Source organism: Aquabacterium sp. A08 (genome assembly GCF_011742065.1).
Window position 1 is genome coordinate 1 of sequence record NZ_JAAQQT010000455.1, and the last position, 694, is coordinate 694.

The window sequence follows — 694 nt, forward strand, 5'->3', positions numbered from 1 at the left end:
ACGGGAGCGATGGCCACGCTGCTGTCGCTGGGCCTTGTGACGGCCGAACAGGCCCAGGCCGCCGGCCGCGCCGGCTTTGACGCCAAGAGCGTGGAAGACGCGGTCAAAGCGCTGGGCGGCGGTGCCGCCGCCAACGACCAGGTCACCATCGTTTCGCCCGACATCGCCGAAAACGGTGCCGTGGTGCCGGTGGGCGCGACCAGCAAGCTGGCCAACACCACCGCCATCTACCTGCTGGTGGAGAAGAACCCGACGCCGCTGGCGGCCGGCTTCACCATTCCCGCGGGCACCGAAGCCGAGGTGCAGACGCGCCTGAAGATGGGCCAGAGCACCAACGTGCTGGCGCTCGTCAAGGCCGACGGCAAGCTCTACACCGCGACCAAAGAAACCAAAGTCACCCTGGGTGGCTGCGGCGGCTGAGGCGGGCGGATCACACACAACGCACACAGGAGTCCAAACCATGGCAGATCCCATGCGCATCCGCGCCGCCGAAGCCGGCGGCATCACCACCGTCCGCGTGCTCATGTCCCACCCGATGGAGTCGGGCGCGCGCAAAGACGCGGCCGGCAACACCGTGCCGGCGCACCACATCACCAGCGTGGAAGCCACGCACAAAGGCAAGACCGTGCTGCAAGCCGACTGGAGCGGGGCGGTGTCGCAGAACCCCTTCCTGCTGTTCAAGTTCAAGGGCGCG

2 protein-coding genes are annotated in these 694 nt (G+C 68.0%); both read left to right on the forward strand.

The annotated features are described in order from the left end of the window. A partial coding sequence (gene soxY / locus HA630_RS02580) for a thiosulfate oxidation carrier protein SoxY (RefSeq protein WP_371809184.1) occupies positions 1–420 on the forward strand: 420 nt, incomplete at its 5' end. A gap of 40 nt (positions 421–460) precedes the next feature. Next, a partial coding sequence (gene soxZ, locus HA630_RS02585; RefSeq protein WP_166832229.1) for a thiosulfate oxidation carrier complex protein SoxZ occupies positions 461–694 on the forward strand: 234 nt, incomplete at its 3' end.